Annotated in this window: 16 protein-coding genes; 11 read left to right on the top strand and 5 right to left on the bottom strand. The window is 71.5% G+C overall.

Translation table 11 applies throughout. From position 1 onward, the window contains the following. Window position 1: 1 nt before the first annotated feature. From BKI49_RS14310 to nthA, 3 genes are read left to right on the top strand one after another with little or no spacing between them, the layout of a single operon-like run. Window positions 2–364 (top strand): SH3-like domain-containing protein, encoded by a 363-nt coding sequence (locus tag BKI49_RS14310; protein ID WP_095934641.1) that lies wholly within the window; start codon window positions 2–4, stop codon window positions 362–364. Further along, complete coding sequence (locus tag BKI49_RS14305; RefSeq protein WP_095934640.1) at window positions 357–644, top strand: SH3-like domain-containing protein; 288 nt, start codon at window positions 357–359, stop codon at window positions 642–644. The genes BKI49_RS14310 and BKI49_RS14305 overlap by 8 nt, the downstream gene beginning before the upstream one ends. Next, window positions 634–1,218, top strand: coding sequence for a nitrile hydratase subunit alpha (gene nthA / locus BKI49_RS14300; protein WP_028804737.1), 585 nt, complete (start codon window positions 634–636; stop codon window positions 1,216–1,218). The genes BKI49_RS14305 and nthA overlap by 11 nt, the downstream gene beginning before the upstream one ends. Window positions 1,219–1,251: 33 nt before the next feature. Here the strand turns inward: nthA and BKI49_RS14295 are convergent, their stop codons facing one another. Further along, window positions 1,252–2,919, bottom strand: coding sequence for a tetratricopeptide repeat protein (locus BKI49_RS14295; RefSeq protein ID WP_095934639.1), 1,668 nt, complete (start codon window positions 2,917–2,919; stop codon window positions 1,252–1,254). A gap of 92 nt (window positions 2,920–3,011) precedes the next feature. Here BKI49_RS14295 and BKI49_RS14290 point away from each other — a divergent pair, with 92 nt between their 5' ends. After that, window positions 3,012–4,427, top strand: a complete 1,416-nt coding sequence (locus BKI49_RS14290) for an FAD-binding oxidoreductase (protein ID WP_095934638.1) — start codon at window positions 3,012–3,014, stop codon at window positions 4,425–4,427. A gap of 19 nt (window positions 4,428–4,446) precedes the next feature. Here the strand turns inward: BKI49_RS14290 and BKI49_RS14285 are convergent, their stop codons facing one another. Continuing rightward, complete coding sequence (locus BKI49_RS14285; RefSeq protein WP_095934637.1) at window positions 4,447–4,920, bottom strand: SsgA family sporulation/cell division regulator; 474 nt, start codon at window positions 4,918–4,920, stop codon at window positions 4,447–4,449. 243 nt (window positions 4,921–5,163) lie between these two features. Between BKI49_RS14285 and BKI49_RS14280 the strand changes: the two genes are divergently transcribed. Beyond that, window positions 5,164–6,828 (top strand): RDD family protein, encoded by a 1,665-nt coding sequence (locus tag BKI49_RS14280; protein WP_095934636.1) that lies wholly within the window; start codon window positions 5,164–5,166, stop codon window positions 6,826–6,828. Between the two features lie 93 nt (window positions 6,829–6,921). Further along, window positions 6,922–7,707 carry an RDD family protein gene (locus tag BKI49_RS14275; protein WP_095934635.1) on the top strand — a complete coding sequence of 262 codons (786 nt, stop codon included), beginning with the start codon at window positions 6,922–6,924 and terminating at the stop codon, window positions 7,705–7,707. Window positions 7,708–7,765: 58 nt separating this feature from the next. Here the strand turns inward: BKI49_RS14275 and BKI49_RS14270 are convergent, their stop codons facing one another. After that, window positions 7,766–8,050, bottom strand: coding sequence for a hypothetical protein (locus BKI49_RS14270; protein ID WP_179332442.1), 285 nt, complete (start codon window positions 8,048–8,050; stop codon window positions 7,766–7,768). 441 nt (window positions 8,051–8,491) lie between these two features. Between BKI49_RS14270 and BKI49_RS14265 the strand changes: the two genes are divergently transcribed. Both BKI49_RS14265 and BKI49_RS14260 read left to right on the top strand, forming a co-directional pair. After that, entirely contained in the window at window positions 8,492–10,843 is a 2,352-nt protein-coding gene (locus BKI49_RS14265) for an immune inhibitor A domain-containing protein (protein ID WP_095934634.1), read from the top strand. Between the two features lie 121 nt (window positions 10,844–10,964). Further along, window positions 10,965–11,297: a hypothetical protein gene (locus BKI49_RS14260; RefSeq protein WP_095934633.1), complete on the top strand. Its 333-nt coding sequence runs from the start codon at window positions 10,965–10,967 to the stop codon at window positions 11,295–11,297. A gap of 108 nt (window positions 11,298–11,405) precedes the next feature. On the opposite strand, the gene BKI49_RS14255 is transcribed toward BKI49_RS14260, so the two are convergent. After that, entirely contained in the window at window positions 11,406–11,990 is a 585-nt protein-coding gene (locus BKI49_RS14255; RefSeq protein WP_095934632.1) for an isochorismatase family protein, read from the bottom strand. A gap of 197 nt (window positions 11,991–12,187) precedes the next feature. Continuing rightward, window positions 12,188–13,516 carry a nicotinate phosphoribosyltransferase gene (locus BKI49_RS14250; protein WP_095934631.1) on the bottom strand — a complete coding sequence of 443 codons (1,329 nt, stop codon included), beginning with the start codon at window positions 13,514–13,516 and terminating at the stop codon, window positions 12,188–12,190. Between the two features lie 93 nt (window positions 13,517–13,609). Here BKI49_RS14250 and clpS point away from each other — a divergent pair, with 93 nt between their 5' ends. The 3 genes from clpS to BKI49_RS14235 all read left to right on the top strand — a co-directional run bounded on the left by clpS (window position 13,610) and on the right by BKI49_RS14235 (window position 16,327). After that, on the top strand, window positions 13,610–13,927 hold the full coding sequence (gene clpS / locus BKI49_RS14245) for an ATP-dependent Clp protease adapter ClpS (RefSeq protein WP_028804747.1): 318 nt from the start codon (window positions 13,610–13,612) through the stop codon (window positions 13,925–13,927). A gap of 12 nt (window positions 13,928–13,939) precedes the next feature. Continuing rightward, complete coding sequence (locus BKI49_RS14240) at window positions 13,940–14,545, top strand: DUF2017 domain-containing protein (RefSeq protein ID WP_095934630.1); 606 nt, start codon at window positions 13,940–13,942, stop codon at window positions 14,543–14,545. A gap of 330 nt (window positions 14,546–14,875) precedes the next feature. After that, window positions 14,876–16,327, top strand: a complete 1,452-nt coding sequence (locus BKI49_RS14235; RefSeq protein ID WP_095934629.1) for an amino acid permease — start codon at window positions 14,876–14,878, stop codon at window positions 16,325–16,327. The last annotated feature ends 131 nt before the right edge of the window (window positions 16,328–16,458 follow it).

The raw sequence follows: 16,458 nt of genomic DNA, 5'->3' as shown, positions 1-16,458 counted from the left end.
CATGGCCAGGATCAACGACGTGGGCGGCATGCAGGGGTTCGGCGCCGTCGACACCACCGACGACACCGAACCCTTCCACGCCGACTGGGAGGCCCGGGTCGTCGGCCTCTTCAACGCCCTGCGCGCGCAGGGGCTGTTCAACACGAACGAGTTCCGGGACGCCATCGAGTCCATCCCGCCCGCGCGGTACCTCACGACGTCGTACTACGAGCGGTGGTTCATCGCGATCTGCGCCCTGTTGGAACGCAAGGGCGTCCTCGCACCGGGTGAACTGGACGGCGCGGTCGGCGCGGTCGGGCCGGACGGCCTGGCGCGGCCCGGCGGGTCCGCCGGCCTCGGGCAGCCGGGCGGACCCGATGCCTGACCGCTTCGCGCCCGGCGACCTCGTGCGCACCTACCTCCACGACCCGCCGCACCACACCCGCCTGCCTCGCTACGCGCGCGGCAAGCGCGGCGTGGTCGTCGAGGCGGAGGGCGGCGCGCAGCTCGCCGACGTCAGCGCCCAGGGGCGCGACGACGCCCCCGTCGAGCAGGTCTACGCGGTCCGGTTCGCGGCCCGCGACCTGTGGGGCGAGGGCGACCACCACGTCGTACTGGACCTGTGGGAAAGCTATCTGGAAGAGGACCCCGAAGATGAGCGGTGACCATCACGACGACGCCCTGATCTCCCGGCGGGTGCGGCGCCTGGAGACCCTCCTGGAGGAGAAGGGGGTGCTCTCGGGCGGCGCGCTGGACGAGGTGATCGACGCCTTCCTGTCGGGCGCGTCCCCCGCCAACGGGGCCCGGGTGGTGGCCCGGGCCTGGACCGACCCGGCCTTCAGGTCCCGTCTGCTGGCCGACGGCACCGCCGCCGTCCGCGAACTCGGCTTCATGGACGGTTCGTACCAGCGGCTGCGGGTCGTCGAGAACACCGAGACCCTCCACAACGTCATCGTCTGCACGCTGTGCTCCTGCTACCCGCTCCGGCTCCTCGGCCCCTCCCCGAGCTGGTACAAGTCCGAGTCCTACCGCTCCCGCGTCGTCCGCGAACCCCGAGCGGTGCTCGCCGAGTTCGGGCTCGGCCTGCCGGCGGACACCGAGATCTCCGTCTGGGACTCCAGTGCCGAGACCCGCTACATGGTCCTGCCGCGCCGCCCGGCCGGCACGGAGTCCCTCGACGAGACGGAACTGGCCGCCCTGGTCACCCGCAACGCGCTGATCGGCACCGCCGCCGTCTGAACCGCCCGGGCCCGTCCGGCGGCGGGGGGCCGCTCAGTGCGTCGCCGGGTGACGGGCCGTCGATCCCGCCGTGGGCCCGGCCGAGGGCTGGGCCGGGGCGGCGGGGGAGGAGGCGGCCGGGGTGGGGGTGGCGCCCCCGGAGGGGGTACTGCCCGTGCCGGCGGTCGGCGCCGCGCCCGTGCCCGGGGCCGGAGCCGGCGCCGGGGCCGGAGCGCCCGCCGCACCCTCGGCCGGGGCCTCCTCCTCTTCCGCCTCCAGCTCCTCCGGCCCCACCGCCGGGGGCTCGCCCAGGTCCGCCAGGGCCTGCCGGGCCTGCGGCACGAGCAGCGGGGAGAAGTGTGGATTGAGGAGCAGCGCCTCGGAGAGATGGCGGCGGGCCGAGCCGGTGCGGTCCAGGGACAGTTCGATCTGGCCCAGGTGGTACATGTACAGCGCGCTGCGCACCCCGCCGCCGTGCTCCTTGTCCGTGATCCGGTTGGCGAACTTGATCGCCTCCTCGTCCTCCCCGGCCCGGTGCAGCGCCCAGCCCAGCGCGTCCGCGACGGGCATGCTCGGGTGCCGCTCCCACGCCTCGCGCAGCCGCCACACCGCCTCCAGCGGGTCGCCGTGGTCCGCCTCGAAGATCCCGAGGACCAGTTCGTCGTCCACGCCCTCCGCGCTCTCCTGCCGCACCCGCTGACGCAGCAGGTCGTACTGGGTGCGCGCGTCGGCGTCCATGCCGAGCTTCTCGTACAGCTCGCCCAGCTCCAGCGCGTACCGGGGCGTGGGCCGCTTGGCGATCGCCGCCCGGTAGGCGCGCACGGCCTCCGAGCTGCGCCCCAGCGCCGCCAGCGCGCGCCCCTGTCCGGCGAGCGCCCCGTGGTCGTCGGGATCGGCGCGCACCGCGGCCCGGTAGTAGCGCAGCGACTCGTCCGGTTCGCCGCGTTCCCACGCCAGCTCACCGGCCTGCTCCATGAGGACCGCCTGCTCGGCGGGGGTCCCCGCGCCCGCCGCCGCGTCCGTGATCACGGCCACCGCGTCCTCGCGCCAGCCGCGGTCCCAGTACACCCGTGAGGCCTGCGCCTGCACGGTCGGCCCGGTGTGCAGCGCCGTCAGCTTGTCGAGCGCCTTGCGGCCGGCCTTGAAGTCCCCGAGACCCCGGTACGCGTCGATGAGCAGCGGATACGTCGTCCACCGCTTCGGCGCCAGCTCCACCGCGGCCTCGCCCCACTTCTTCGCCTCGCGGAAGTCGCCGCGGGCGTTGGCGAGCGCGGCCAGACCGTCCAGCGCCTCCACGTTCCCCTGCGTCCTGACCCGCAGCGAGGTGCGCAGCGCCTGCTCGGCCTTCGGGTAGTACGCGGGCAGCGCGGTCCGCCGGGCCTGCTCCAGGTAGGCGCTGCCGAGCACCGCCCACGACTGGCCGTCCCGGGGATGGGTCCGCACATGGGCCTCGCGATCCCCGATGAGTGCCTTCAGGTCGGGCAGCGCGACCGGAACCCCGGCCCCCACCGCCGTCATCGCCCGCGCCACCGACCCCGGCGCGGGCCGCGGTGCCGTGGCGGGCCGCAGCACGGGCAGCAGCACCAGCACACCGGCGAGGACACCGCCGCCGGCGGTCACGCCGATCAGCACGCGCCTGACCGTGCGGGGGCGCCGCCGCGGAGCGGCCGGCCCGTGCGGCTGAAGCCCGGTGAGGACCGGCTGTCGCTCTTCGTTCTCCATGCGGCTCACTGTGCGTCAATACGAAGACCACATCGCGGTACGGCAAGCCTCGCGCGGATGGGGTTCACACCGATGGCCGCGGGTGCGAACCTGTGATCATGAGCCGTATCGAAGCCCCGTACGACGAAGCCACGGCGGCGACCGGCGACCTCGTGGACCGCCTGCGCGGCGGCCTGCCGGCCGAATCCGTCCTCGTCGACCCGGACGTCACCGCCTCGTACGCCAACGACATGGCGAGTTTCTGCGAGGCGGGCACGCCCGCCGTCGTCGTCCTCCCGCGCACCGTCGAGCAGGTCCAGCACGTCATGCGGACCGCCAGCGACCTGCGCGTCCCCGTCGTCCCGCAGGGCGCCCGCACCGGCCTGTCCGGCGCCGCCAACGCCTCCGAGGGCTGCATCGTGCTGTCCCTCACCAAGATGGACCGCATCCTGGAGATCAACCCGGTCGACCGGATCGCCGTCGTCGAACCCGGCGTCGTCAACGCCACGCTCTCCCGCGCGGTCAACGAACACGGGCTCTACTACCCGCCGGACCCCTCCAGCTGGGAGATGTGCACGATCGGCGGCAACATCGGCACGGCCTCCGGCGGCCTGTGCTGCGTCAAGTACGGGGTGACGGCCGAGTACGTCCTCGGCCTGGACGTCGTCCTCGCCGACGGACGGCTGATGAGCACCGGCCGCCGCACGGCGAAGGGCGTCGCCGGATACGACCTCACGCGCCTGTTCGTCGGCTCCGAGGGCTCCCTCGGCATCGTCGTCCGGGCCGTCCTCGCGCTCCGGCCGCAGCCGCCCGCGCAGCTGGTGCTGGCCGCCGAGTTCGGGTCGGCGCGCGCCGCCTGCGACGCCGTGTGCCGGATCATGGAGGGCGGGCACGTCCCGTCCCTGCTCGAGCTCATGGACCGTACGACGGTGAAGGCCGTCAACGACCTCGCGCACATGGGCCTCCCGGAGACCACCGAAGCACTGCTCCTCGCGGCCTTCGACACCCACGACCCGGCGGCCGACCTCGCCGCCGTGGGCGCGCTGTGCGAGGCCGCGGGCGCCACCCAGGTGGTGCCGGCGGAGGACGCGGCCGAGTCCGAACTCCTGCTCCAGGCCAGGCGGTTGTCCCTCACCGCGCTCGAAGCGGTCAAGGGCACCACGATGATCGACGACGTGTGCGTGCCGCGCTCCCGGCTCGGCGACATGCTCGAAGGCATCGAACGCGTCGCGGAGAAGTACGCCCTGACCATCGGGGTGTGCGCGCACGCGGGTGACGGCAACACCCATCCCACGGTCTGCTTCGACGCCGCCGACCCCGACGAGTCCCGGCGCGCCCGCGAGTCCTTCGACGAGATCATGGCCCTCGGTCTGGAGCTCGGCGGCACGATCACCGGCGAGCACGGCGTGGGCGTCCTGAAGAAGGAGTGGCTGGCACGCGAGATCGGCCCGGTGGGGGTGGAGATGCAGCGGGCGGTCAAGGAGGTCTTCGACCCGCTGGGCATCCTGAACCCGGGCAAGCTGTTCTGATCCGCCCGCGCGCCGCGCGTCACTCCCCGTCCCTGGACTCGTCCGAGGGCCATGGGTCGCCCATCCACAGGTCGTCGGCCGGGGTCGGCGCCAGCAACTCGGCGAGACCGTCGTCGATGTCGAGCTCCTTGGCCTCGGTGCCCGGCGGGACCGCCCGCAGGGTGCGCTCCAGCCAGGCCGACACCTGCGCGGCGGGCGCTTCGAGCAGGGCGTCCCCGTCCGGCGAGCTGAGCGCCATCAGGACGACGATGCGCCCGGCGACCTTCGTCGGCCACACCCGCACGTCGCCGTGACCGCAGGGCCGGAACACCCCCTCGACGAGCAGCTCGCGGGCGAAGGTCCAGTGGACCGGGTGGTCGGAGCCGATGTGGAAGGTGATGTGGACGGCGTACGGGTCGTCGGCGCGGTAGGTGAGCCGTGCCGGGACGGGGATGCTGCGTTCGGGCGACAGGACGAGCCTCAGCTCGAGTTCGCGTTCCACGACGGTGTTCATGCCGGTGCGCTTCCTTTCGTCGTACGGGGCCGTCGGGCGGTCCCGTACGAGTGGAGAGCGCGTCGCCGCGGAACCATTACGCGGGTTCCGCGGATTTTTTCCGGACCGGTTCCGGATCACGGCCGTACGTGGCGGATCCGCGCCCGAAAGGAGTGGGTACGGCGGGAGCGGCCGTGGCGGGAGCGCCGGTCTGATAGATGTGGAGCCCCCAACTGACCACCGAGCAGATACGGGACGACGGACATGAGCGCCCCAACCCCGGCCCCCGGCGACGACAGGCCCCGCGAAGGGTATTACCCGGACCCCTCCATCCCCGGATACGTCCGGTACTGGAACGGCGCTGCCTGGGTGCCGGGCACGAGCCGTCCGGCGCCGTCCGAGGGTGAACGGCTCGCGCCTCCGCCGGGTGCGGGCCCGGCCCATGTGCCCGCCCCGGCACCTTCCCCCGAGTACTCGGCCCCGCACGGGACGTCGCGCGAACCGGCGGGCACTCCCACGACGGAGGAGACGGGGCCGCACTTCTTCGACGAGGACCCGCAGCCCGCCGATCCGTCCCCGCGGGTGTCCCCGGCCGACGCGCAGCACGGCAGCCGGCCCGAACCCGCCAGCGCGTGGGGCGCCGACCGGTCCCGGCAGACCGGCTTCGGCGGTGAGCAGGACCGCCGGGTCTCCTGGGGCGCGCCGCACGGTGTCGACCCCCGCGTGCCGCGCGCCGCGCAGCCCGCCGAACCGGCCGTGCAGCCCGACGGCGTGTCCGCCCGCACGGACGGCACGGCGACGATCCCGCCCGCGGACTCCGCCGGCGGCGCCCAGCCTCCCGCGTCCGGCGGCACCGTCGTCTTCCGCCGGCCCACGGGGCCGGTGCGGCCCGCGGGCCAGGAGGGCGGCCAGGGTCCCGGCGGCGCGGAGGAAGCCGGGAACACCGGCCCCGCCGCACCCGGCTCCCAGGGCGCCCAGGACTCCCCTCCCGCCGAGGGCACCATGGCCTTCCGCGCGCTCTCCCCGCGCACGGACCGGCAGGGCGGGGCGCAGACGGGAAGCACGGCCCCGGCCCCGGGCGCGTCCGGCAGTCCCGCCGCGTCCGGTGCTCCCGCCACGTCCGGCGCGCCGGGCAGTCCCGCCGCGTCCGGACCGTCCGGCGCGGGTGCCCCGCCGGCGGGCGGCTTCGGCGCCGGGCAGGCCGCGCAGGCCGCCGCCGCGGCACGGAACGCCGCCGCACCGTCGGCTCCGGCCCCGGCTCCGGCCGTCCCCCAGCAGTCCGGCGGCTCCACTCCCGTGACCTCCGGGCCCGGTGGCGGACAGCCCTCCTGGGCACAGCAGGTGCACCGCCTCGCGGGTGCCCCGGCCGAGGAGGGCCAGCCGGTCACGCCGTGGAAGCCGCCGGTCGACGACGTGTTCCAGGCCGCGGCGCGACGGCAGGCGGCGGCGCGGCCCGCGGGCCTCGGCAAGCGGCTCGCCGCACGGCTCGTGGACACCGTCGTCCTCGCCGGTGTGACCGCCGTGGCCGCCGTACCGCTGGGTACCAGGGCGATCGACCACGTGAACGAGAAGATCGACGCGGCCAAGCTGTCCGGTGAGAAGGTGACGGTCTGGCTGCTCGACGGCACGACCGGCAGCTGTCTCGGCATCGTCCTCGCCGTCCTGCTCGTCTTCGGCGTCCTGTACGACGCGCTGCCCACCGCCAAGTGGGGCCGCACCCTGGGCAAGAAGCTGTTCGGCCTGGAGGTGCGCGACATCGAGGGCCACGAACCGCCGGGCTTCGGGCCGGCGTTGCGCCGCTGGCTCGTCTACAGCGTCCCGGGGATCCTGGTCGTCGGTGTGGTCGGGGTGCTGTGGTGCGTGTTCGACAAGCCGTGGCGCCAGTGCTGGCACGACAAGGCGGCCCACACCTTCGTGGCGTCCTCCTAGGCCCCGGTCCCCAGCCGGGGCGCCGGGGCCGGTGGTCCCCCGGACGGCCGCTCGCCGGATGCGGCGGGGGAGGGTTCGCGGTCGACTCGGGCCATGAGCAGCGAACCGCCGCCCCCCGGGTCCGGCCAGCCACCGGACGACGACCCGTTCAAGAAGCAGCCCCCGCCCGCCGAGGGCGGCGGTTCGCCGTACGACAGCCCGGCGTCCCCGAGCGGCGGCTCGCAGCCTCCCGGCTGGGGCACCCCGCCCCCGGGCGACGGCACTCCGCCCCCGGGCGGCACCCCGCCTCCCGGCGGCGGCTCACCGTACGACACCCCCTACGGCAGCCAGCCGCCCCCCTACGGCGGCGGAGAGCCGCCTCCGTACGGCGGCGGGGGCGGCGGCGATCCCTACGGCCCCGGAGGCCCCTACGGCGGCGACCCGCTGGCCGGCATGCCCCCGCTCGCCGACAGCGGCAAGCGGGTGCTGGCGAGGATCATCGACATGATCCTGGTGGGCATCGTGGTGTGGCTGGTGTCGCTGGCCTTCGGCTTCCGCCAGTACACCGTGGACACGGACAAGATGCAGTTCGCCGATTCCTTCGGGAAGGAGGTGATCGCCGCCGTCCTCTACGTCGCCTACGACACGATCATGATGAGCAGGACGGGCCAGACCCTCGGCAAGAAGCTGTTCAAGCTGCGGGTGGCCGACCTCGACAACGGCGCCACGCCCTCCGTGCAGACCATGCTGATCCGATCGCTGGTCCTGTGGCTGCCGTTCGCGTTCTGCTGCGCGTGCATCTGGACGGCGGTCGCCGGCGGCTGGAGCTTCTTCGACAAGCCCTACAAGCAGGGCCTGCACGACAAGGCGGCCAAGACGGTGGTGGTCAGCGCCGGCTGAGGCGGGGGAGGGACGATGGATCGGCGGGCCCGTGATCCACGGGCCCGCAGTCGTGTCGTCAGGAGGCCGTCGGCTCCCGCACCGGGTCGACCCCGGCGGAGACGGGCTCCCGCTGCACGGGCACGCGCCGGGGCTCGGGCCGGGCGGCCGGAGCCGCGGCCGGTGGCGCGGTCCTCGGCAACGGCACCGTCATGGCGACGAGCAGACCGAGAGCGAGTGCCGAGACGGTGATCAGTGCGATCCCCAGGCCCGAACTCGTCTGAGACAGCAACAGCATGGCGAGGGTGGAGAAGATCACGGTGCAGGAACCGTAGGCGAGCTGTGCGGCGGTCGGACGAGGCATGGCAATCGTGTCCTCGGATGGGGGTACTCCCCCCGTGCCTCTCGCGATGGGGGAGGGTGCGGATAAGAATCGGGGGTGAGACAACGGTGTCGACTTGGCTTTCCGCCGACGCCCGACGCTCCGCCAATCGACTCTATTCGCCTGCATGCCCGAGTGGAACGACCGGTAAGCGTGACCTTACCCACGGTGCCGGTGCACAGGGGGCGCACGGAGTCATTACGTCCATCAAGTGGACATGAGGACGCGCCTGTTGGGGTGCTTTACGGGCGTTCGGATACCGAACGCCAGCTCCGTATAGTGTACTTGCCAGGTTCAAGTCAAGGTCTGTTTTTTCTGTGTCAACTCCGGTCGAATGTCGTCACTTGAATCGCGTATACGCGCGCGGACACTCCTGAGACCGGGACCCCCCTCCGCGCGAGCGGACGCGGGGGAGGACATCAAGTGACCAGCAGACCATGGACGTTCAGAGCGACCGCGGTGGGCGTCGCCCTCGCGGCGGCCACCGCCACGTTCTCGACGTTCGCCGTGGCCCAGGCCGACGACGCGCCGTCGGCGCGTGCGGACCGCCACGACCCGATGCCGGCCAAGAACACGGTCGACCACGACCTCGACGGGCCGCTCAGCAAGACGCAGGACGCGCAGCGCCAGGAGGCCTTGAACCAGGTCATATCCGGCGACGCGAAGGTGCAGAACCGCAACGGTTCGCAGGTCGTCCAGCTGAAGAGCAAGAAGGGCGACAGCAAGTACGTCGAGCTGGGTCGCGAGAAGACCGACAAGATCTTCACGATCCTGGTCGAGTTCGGCGACAAGACGGACCCGAAGTACGGAGGCAGCGCCGGACCGCTGCACAACAAGATCGCCGCGCCGGACCGCAAGAAGGACAACAGCACGGCCTGGCAGGCGGACTACAACCAGAAGCACTTCCAGGACCTCTACTTCGGCACCGGCAAGAAGACCGAGTCGATGAAGAAGTTCTACGAGAAGCAGTCCTCGGGCCGCTACTCGGTCGACGGCGAGGTGGCGGACTGGGTCAAGGTCCCCTACAACGAGGCCCGTTACGGCAACAACGCCTGCGGCTCCACCAACTGCCCGAGCGTGTGGAACGTCGTCAGCGACGGCGTCACCGCCTGGGTCGCCCAGCAGAAGGCGGCCGGCAAGTCCGACGCTGCCGTCAAGGCGGACCTCGCGCGGTTCGACCAGTGGGACCGCTACGACTACGACGGCGACGGCAACTTCAACGAGCCCGACGGCTACATCGACCACTTCCAGATCGTGCACGCCGGTGAGGACGAGTCCGCGGGCGGCGGCGTCGAGGGCACCGACGCGATCTGGGCCCACCGCTGGTACGCCTTCGGCACCGACGCCGGCGCCACCGGCCCCACGGACAACAAGCTGGGCGGCGCGCAGATCGGCTCCACCGGCATCTGGGTCGGCGACTACACCATTCAGCCGGAGAACGGCGGACTCGGCGTCTTCGCCCACGAGTACGGCCACGACCTCGGTCTGCCGGACCACTACGACACCGCCGGCGGCGACAACTCCACCGGTTTCTGGACCCTGATGTCCTCCGGTTCGTGGCTCGGCACCGGCAAGGAGTCCATCGGCGACCTGCCGGGCGACTTCAACGCCTGGGACAAGCTCCAGCTGGGCTGGCTGAACTACGACACGGCCAAGGCCGGCAAGCAGTCCACGCACAAGCTGGGCGTCGCCGAGTACAACACCTGGAACAAGCAGGCGCTCGTCGTCTCGCTGCCCGACAAGGCGGTCACGACCACGGTCGTGAACCCCGCGCAGGGCTCGGCCCAGTGGTGGAGCGGCAGCGGCGACAACCTCAAGAACACGCTGACCCGTTCCGTGGACCTCACGGGCAAGTCGGCGGCGAAGCTGACCCTCGACGGCTGGTACGACATCGAGGCGAACTACGACTACCTCTACACCGAGGTCTCGACCGACGGCGGCGCCAACTGGACCGCCCTCGACGGCACGGTGGACGGCGCCGCCATCCCGCGCGACGGCAGTGACAAGCCCGCCCTGACCGGCACGGTCGACAGCTACAAGAAGCTGTCGTACTCGCTCGACGCCTACGCCGGCAAGAAGATCGACCTCCGCTTCCGCTACCAGACCGACGGCGGCGTGGCGCAGAAGGGCTTCGCGGCCGACGAGATCTCCGTGACCGCGGACGGTTCGCCGCTCTTCTCGGACAACGCCGAGTCGGCGGACGCCGCCTGGACCGCGGCGGGCTTCTCCCGCATCGGCGCCTCGTTCACCAAGGACTACGCGCAGTACTACCTCGCGGAGAACCGCCAGTACGTCTCGTACGACAAGACCCTCAAGGTCGGCCCGTACAACTTCGGCTTCTCGACGACCCGTCCGGACTGGGTGGAGCACTACCCGTACCAGAACGGCCTGTTGATCTGGAAGTGGGACACCTCGCAGGCGGACAACAACACCAGCCAGCACCCGGGTGTCGGCCTCGCGCTGCCCGTCGACTCGCACCCGAAGGCCCTGTGGTGGGACAACGGGACCCTGATGCGCAACCGCATCCAGGCCTACGACTCGACGTTCAGCCTGTACCGCACGGACGGCATCACGCTGCACAGCGCGGACGTCGCGACGAAGATCCCGTCGTCGAAGGGTGTGTCGGTCTTCAACGACCACACCAGCGACTACTACGACAACCGGAACCCCACCGGCGGTGTCAAGATCACTGACACCAACACCAAGATCACGATCGTCAAGGAGGCCAAGGACGGCTCGACGATCTCGCTCCGGGTGGACCCCGCGGTGAAGTAAACCGCGTTTACGCAGGTCAGAAGGCGATCGGCGGCAACCCCCTGGCGGGTTGCCGCCGATCGTGTTTAGGTGCGTGCTGTGGTTTTCTTATTGACACCGGTGCGCACGGGGGTGTGACTGCATGGCCGCAGGAGGTTTCTGCAAGCTGCCGAACGGCAGCGTGGTGGTGGCGCTGAACCTGCCCAGTCCGGCGGGCTCGGCGGGTGGCTGCGTGCGCTTCCTGGTGCTCGCCCAGAACCGGGCCCGCGCCCTGACCCGGCTGCGGAACCTGGGGCTGCGGGCGGTCTACCTCCGCGGCAACGCGGCCCCGCCCACTCCGGACGAGGTCACCGCGGTCCTGCACCATCCGGACGGCCTCATATGGCGGACCGCCCCCGACAACGGCGTCGAGCTCTCCCAGGAGCTGTGGCATCCCATCAAGGCCCTGCTCAGACGTCCGACGCCCCAGTTGTGACCATTCGTGATCGCGTGTGACCGTCCGTGAGCGACCGGCCGCGAGCCGGCGCCGCGGGCACGCGAGCGGCACGCCCGGACGACGTGGCCGGACGACGCGGCCACGCGCCTAGACGACGGGCTTGCCGGTGAGCTCCACGCCGGCCGCACGCAGCTCCTCCAGCGCCCGCTCGGTGGTCTCCTCGGCCACCCCGGCCGTGAGATCGAGCAGTACCTGTGTGCGGAAGCCCGCACGGGCGGCGTCCAGTGCGGTCGCCCGTACGCAGTGGTCGGTCGCGATGCCCACCACGTCGACCTCGTCGATCTCGCGGGCCCGCAGCCAGTCGGCCAGCGGGACGCCGTTCTCGTCGGCGCCCTCGAAGCCGCTGTAGGCCGCCGCGTACGCGCCCTTGTCGAAGACGGCGTCGATCGCGCCGGAGGCGACGGCGGGGGCGAAGTTCGGGTGGAATCCCACGCCCTCCGTGCCGGCCACGCAGTGCGCGGGCCAGGAGTGCACGTAGTCGGGGTTGTCGGCGAAGTGGCCGCCGGGGGCGACATGGAGGTCACGGGTGGCGACGACATGCCGGTAGCCGGCGGGCGCCTGCCCGATCAGCTCCGTGATGGCGGCGGCCACGTCGGCGCCCCCGGCCACCGCGAGGCTGCCTCCCTCGCAGAAGTCGTTCTGCACGTCTACGACGATCAAGGCGCGGCGCATGGGCGGTGTCCTTCGACGGTGGGATGCGACGGGAGGGTGCGGGCCCGGCCGTTGAACTACCGAGCCTAGAGACTTCGGGTGCGGTGCGGGAGGGGGCAAACGGTTTCCGCGAGGTGCGCAGGCACGCTGCCGTTGCATTCCCGCTCACCGGAGGTTCATGCGCCGGGCCCCTCCCGCCGCACCCGGCTCCCGGTGTCTCAGAGGTACTCCGTGGGGAGGACCGGCTCGCCGCGCGAGAGCTGGGTCGCCGACAGCGGGAGGTCGGCGCGGGCGGCGGAGTGCCGGTCGCGTACGACGTCCAGGGGTTCGCGGGCGAGGACCTGACCGCCCTTGACCAGCTCGACCAGGAGCAGCCGGTCGGCCAGCCCGTCGGGCACCGGCCCGGTGCCGATCACCTCGGCCTCCGCGGCCCCACGGTCGTCGAGGCGCCGCGCGGCCCACTTGCGGCCGCCGATGGACGTCTTCCCGCCCCTCGACCGCTTGGCGACCGGCTCCAGCGGGGCCCTCGCGTCCGTCGACGCGGCGCGGGCGACCAGCTTGTAGACCATCGAGCAGGTGGGGTGGCCGGACCCCGTGACCAGCTGGGTGCCGACGCCGTACGCGTCCACCGGCGCCGCCGCCAGCGAGGCGATCGCGTACTCGTCCAGGTCCGAGGTCACGACGATCTTCGTCCTGGTCGCACCCAGCTCGTCCAGCTGCTGCCGCACCCGGTGCGCGACGAGCAGCAGGTCGCCGGAGTCGATGCGCACGGCACCGAGGTCGGTCCCGGCGACCTCGACGGCCGTGCGGACCGCCTCGGCGACGTCGTAGGTGTCCACGAGCAGGGTGGTGCCCCGGCCGAGCGAGTCCACCTGTGCCTGGAAGGCGTCGCGCTCCCGGTCGTGCAGCAGGGTGAAGGCGTGCGCGGACGTGCCCACCGTGGGGATCCCGTAGCGGAACCCGGCGGCCAGGTCGGAGGTGGTCGCGAAGCCGCCGATGTACGCGGCCCGCGAGGCGGCCACGGCGGCGAGCTCGTGGGTGCGCCGGGCGCCCATCTCGATCAGCGGCCGGTCGCCGGCGGCGGAGGCCATCCGGGAGGCGGCCGCTGCGATCGCCGAGTCGTGGTTGAGGATCGAGAGGATCACCGTCTCCAGGAGCACGCACTCCGCGAAGGAGCCCTCGACGCGCAGGATCGGCGAGCCCGGGAAATACACCTCGCCCTCGGGGTAGCCCCAGATGTCGCCGCTGAAGCGGTAGGAGGCGAGCCACTCCAGGGTCGGCTCGTCGACGATCCCTCGCTCGCGCAGGAAGCCGAGGACGTCCACGTCGAAGCGGAAGTTCTCGACGGCGTCGAGGACGCGTCCGGTGCCCGCCACCACTCCGTACCGGCGCCCTTCGGGCAGCCGGCGCGTGAAGACCTCGAAGACCGAGCGGCGCTCGGCGGTCCCCGCGGCGAGCGCGGCCTGCAGCATCGTCAGCTCGTACTGGTCCGTGAAGAGCGCCGTCGAGGGGACTTCCACCGGCAGCCCGAGGTCCGCTGTGTTCATGAACGGGATCGTACCCCCATTTCGTCACTCTGACGATTTAGGGCCCCCGTTTAGAGGGGCCCGTTTGTGCGGGCCCCCCTCTCTGGTGGCAGCATGGGCGATGTGACGGCTCCCGCACCCCTAGAGATCGAAAAGACCGAATCGGCCGAGGAGGTCTTCGCCGTACCCGAGCCGGACGTCCCCTGGGTCACGATCGTCCACAACGACCCCGTCAACCTGATGAGCTATGTGACGTATGTCTTCCAGACGTACTTCGGCTACACCAAGGACAAGGCCACCAAGCTCATGCTCGACGTCCATCACAAGGGTCGCGCCGTCGTCTCCAGCGGCACGCGCGAGGAGATGGAACGCGACGTTCAGGCCATGCACGGCTACGGTCTGTGGGCCACCCTTCAGCAGGACCGGAAGTAGCGAACTCACTCCATGCCTGGACACTTCGAACCGCTCCCCGGCGGCGGCGCGGCCGTCGCGCTCGACGAGGTCGAGATCTCCATCATCCGCTCCCTCGCCGTGCAGCTCCTGGAGCTCATCGGTCCGGGCCCCGCGGAGAACGCCCCCGACGACCCGCTCGCCGAGCTGTTCGCGGAGGGCCCCAGCGAGCCGCCCAGCGACCCCGTGCTGCAGCGCCTGTTCCCCGACGCCTACAGCGGCCCCGGCGTCGAGGCGGCCACGCCCGAGGAGGCCGAGGAGCAGCGCGCCCACTCCGCGGAGTTCCGCCGCTTCACCGAGAACGACCTGCGCGCGGCCAAGCGGGAGAACGCCCTCACGGTGATCCGTTCCCTGGACGGGCTCACCCCCGGCGGCGACGGCGCCGCCGTCCTGGAGCTGTCCTCCGACGAGTCCCAGTCGTGGCTGCGCGCCCTGAACGACCTGCGCCTCGCGATCGGCTCCCGGCTCGATGTCACCGACGAGGAGGACACCGACCACCTCTACCGGCTCCCGGACGAGGACCCGCGCAAGCCGATGGTGATGGCCTACCTCTGGCTGGGTGGCCTCCAGGAGACCCTGGTGACCACCCTTATGCCCTGAACTGTCAGGACAAATTACCCTCTGATGTTCGCTCAACGGACGCTCAAATCCGAATAACGATCGCGTCACCGCTCCGGCCCGCAATGCGGGCCGGAGTTGTCATTTGTCCGGTTCTTCCTGTGGCGTGCCGCACACCGACCGCCGCCGATCACTGTTGCCGCCGTGATAAATCTTCACGACCGCCCGGCGGACACCACCCATGTCCCGCCGGGTGCGCCACCGAGCCGGCGGATCGCCGGCCAGGCACAAAGCTCCACCATCCGGGGGGATCGGGACCCGATCCGAAGCCAAGGGACTGGCTCGGGTCGGCATGGAGAAAGGCGCACCAACATGACCTCATCGCAGGTCGACAAGCAGTACGACGGCAGTGAGGCCGTGGGCGGCGACACCCCCGAAGAGGGGTACGAGCGCGGGCTCGGCAGCCGTCAGGTCCAGATGATCGCGATCGGCGGCGCCATCGGCGTCGGCCTGTTCCTGAACGCCGGGGCGAACATCGCCAAGGCGGGACCCAGCCTCATCCTGATGTACGCCCTCGCCGGCGTCATCATCTTCTTCATCATGCGGGCGCTCGGCGAGCTCCTGCTCTACCGCCCGGTGTCGGGCTCCTTCGCGGAGTACTCCCGCGAGTTCCTCGGCCCGTTCTTCGGCTATTTCACGGCCTGGACCTACTGGCTGATGTGGGTGGTCACCGGCATGGCGGAGCTGACCGCCGCCGCGATCTACATCCACTACTGGTTCCCCTCGATCCACCAGTGGGTCTCGGCGCTGGTCTTCCTGGTCGTCCTCTTCGTGGCCAACCTGATCTCGGTGAAGGTCTTCGGCGAGATCGAGTTCTGGGCCTCGATGATCAAGGTCACCGCGCTCATCGGCATGATCGTGATCGGCCTCGGCGTGCTCACCTTCGGCTTCAGCTCCGCCGGTGACACCGCTTCCGTCACCAACCTCTGGCAGTTCGACGGCTTCTTCCCCAAGGGCATCGGCTCCTCCCTGATGACCCTCCAGGGCGTCATGTTCGCCTACCTCGCCGTCGAGCTCGTCGGCGTCACCGCGGGCGAGTCCGAGAACCCCGAGAAGACGCTCCCGAAGGCCATCAACACCCTGCCCTGGCGCATCGCCCTCTTCTACGTCGGCGCCCTCACCGTCATCCTCTGCGTCGTGAAGTGGACCGAGTTCGCGGAGGGCGTCAGCCCCTTCGTGAAGGCGTTCGCGATGATCGGCATCCCGGCCGGCGCCGGCATCGTCAACTTCGTGGTGCTCACCGCGGCCCTGTCCTCCTGCAACTCGGGCATGTACTCCACGGGCCGCATGCTGCGCACCCTCGCGGACAACGGCGAGGCCCCGAAGGTCTTCAACAAGCTCTCCTCGACGAAGACCCCGGCGATCGGCATCACCGTCTCGGTGCTCTTCATGGGCATCGGCGTCGTCCTGAACTACGTCGTCCCGGAGAAGGCCTTCGGCTACGTCACCTCCGTCGCCACCGCGGCCGGCATCTGGACCTGGCTGATGATCTTGATCAGCCACATCCTGTACCGCCGCGCGGTCGACGCCGGACGCCTGCCCGCGTCCTCCTTCCCCGCCCCGGGCGGTGCGAAGTGCAGCTGGGTCGCGGTCGCGTTCCTGCTCTTCGTCACCGGACTGATCGCGTACGACGCCGACTCCCGCGTCTGCCTCTACGTGATGGCCGGCTGGGCCGTCGCCCTCGGCATCGGCTGGGCGGTCCTCAAGGCGCGCAACCCGCAGGTCGCCGAGCGCCGCGAGCCGGAGCTCGAGAAGGTCGGCTGAGCCGCGTTCCCCGGGCCCTGAGGGCCGCACAGGCGGACCCGGCAGGGCCGCGTGGCCAGGCCCTCCAGGCCTGAGCGCTCACCATGTGGGCCGTCCCGTACCACCCTTCGGTACGGGGCGGCCCTTCTGCT

It is taken from the genome of Streptomyces sp. Tue6028 (assembly GCF_002300165.1).
Classification (GTDB): Bacteria; Actinomycetota; Actinomycetes; order Streptomycetales; family Streptomycetaceae; genus Streptomyces; species Streptomyces siamensis.
This window is presented reverse-complemented; position numbering and strand designations above follow the sequence as displayed.